Below are 1,669 nucleotides of genomic sequence, written 5' to 3'. Positions count from 1 at the left end.
TTTTCATCAGACAATCTGTGTGGACACTACAGGGAAAGGTTCTTTAAGGTAAGGAGGTGATCCAACCGCAGGTTCCCCTACGGTTACCTTGTTACGACTTCACCCCAGTCATGAATCACAAAGTGGTAAGCGCCCTCCCGAAGGTTAAGCTACCTACTTCTTTTGCAACCCACTCCCATGGTGTGACGGGCGGTGTGTACAAGGCCCGGGAACGTATTCACCGTGACATTCTGATTCACGATTACTAGCGATTCCGACTTCATGGAGTCGAGTTGCAGACTCCAATCCGGACTACGACGCACTTTATGAGGTCCGCTGGCTCTCGCGAGATCGCTTCTCTTTGTATGCGCCATTGTAGCACGTGTGTAGCCCTGGTCGTAAGGGCCATGATGACTTGACGTCATCCCCACCTTCCTCCAGTTTATCACTGGCAGTCTCCTTTGAGTTCCCGGCCTAACCGCTGGCAACAAAGGATAAGGGTTGCGCTCGTTGCGGGACTTAACCCAACATTTCACAACACGAGCTGACGACAGCCATGCAGCACCTGTCTCACAGTTCCCGAAGGCACCTTTCCATCTCTGGAAAGTTCTGTGGATGTCAAGACCAGGTAAGGTTCTTCGCGTTGCATCGAATTAAACCACATGCTCCACCGCTTGTGCGGGCCCCCGTCAATTCATTTGAGTTTTAACCTTGCGGCCGTACTCCCCAGGCGGTCGACTTAACGCGTTAGCTCCGGAAGCCACGCCTCAAGGGCACAACCTCCAAGTCGACATCGTTTACGGCGTGGACTACCAGGGTATCTAATCCTGTTTGCTCCCCACGCTTTCGCACCTGAGCGTCAGTCTTCGTCCAGGGGGCCGCCTTCGCCACCGGTATTCCTCCAGATCTCTACGCATTTCACCGCTACACCTGGAATTCTACCCCCCTCTACGAGACTCAAGCCTGCCAGTTTCGGATGCAGTTCCCAGGTTGAGCCCGGGGATTTCACATCCGACTTGACAGACCGCCTGCGTGCGCTTTACGCCCAGTAATTCCGATTAACGCTTGCACCCTCCGTATTACCGCGGCTGCTGGCACGGAGTTAGCCGGTGCTTCTTCTGCGGGTAACGTCAATCGACGCGGTTATTAACCGCATCGCCTTCCTCCCCGCTGAAAGTACTTTACAACCCGAAGGCCTTCTTCATACACGCGGCATGGCTGCATCAGGCTTGCGCCCATTGTGCAATATTCCCCACTGCTGCCTCCCGTAGGAGTCTGGACCGTGTCTCAGTTCCAGTGTGGCTGGTCATCCTCTCAGACCAGCTAGGGATCGTCGCCTAGGTGAGCCGTTACCCCACCTACTAGCTAATCCCATCTGGGCACATCTGATGGCAAGAGGCCCGAAGGTCCCCCTCTTTGGTCTTGCGACGTTATGCGGTATTAGCTACCGTTTCCAGTAGTTATCCCCCTCCATCAGGCAGTTTCCCAGACATTACTCACCCGTCCGCCACTCGTCAGCAAAGCAGCAAGCTGCTTCCTGTTACCGTTCGACTTGCATGTGTTAGGCCTGCCGCCAGCGTTCAATCTGAGCCATGATCAAACTCTTCAATTTAAAGTTTGATGCTCATCGAATTAAACCGTAATGAATTACGTGTTCACCCGTGAGACTTGGTATTCATTTAGTGTCCGA

Annotated in this window: 1 rRNA gene; it reads right to left on the bottom strand. The window is 53.7% G+C overall.

Annotated features, from left to right (window positions below):
* Positions 1 to 49: 49 nt before the first annotated feature.
* Positions 50 to 1,591, bottom strand: a 16S ribosomal RNA gene (locus GT003_RS32040).
* Positions 1,592 to 1,669 lie beyond the last annotated feature (78 nt).

Origin of the sequence: Paenibacillus sacheonensis (assembly GCF_009909195.1) — a bacterium.
Classification (GTDB): Bacteria; Bacillota; Bacilli; order Paenibacillales; family Paenibacillaceae; genus Paenibacillus_Z; species Paenibacillus_Z sacheonensis.
The sequence above is the reverse complement of the archived record's forward strand: the minus strand, read 5'-3'. Positions and strand labels throughout refer to the sequence as shown.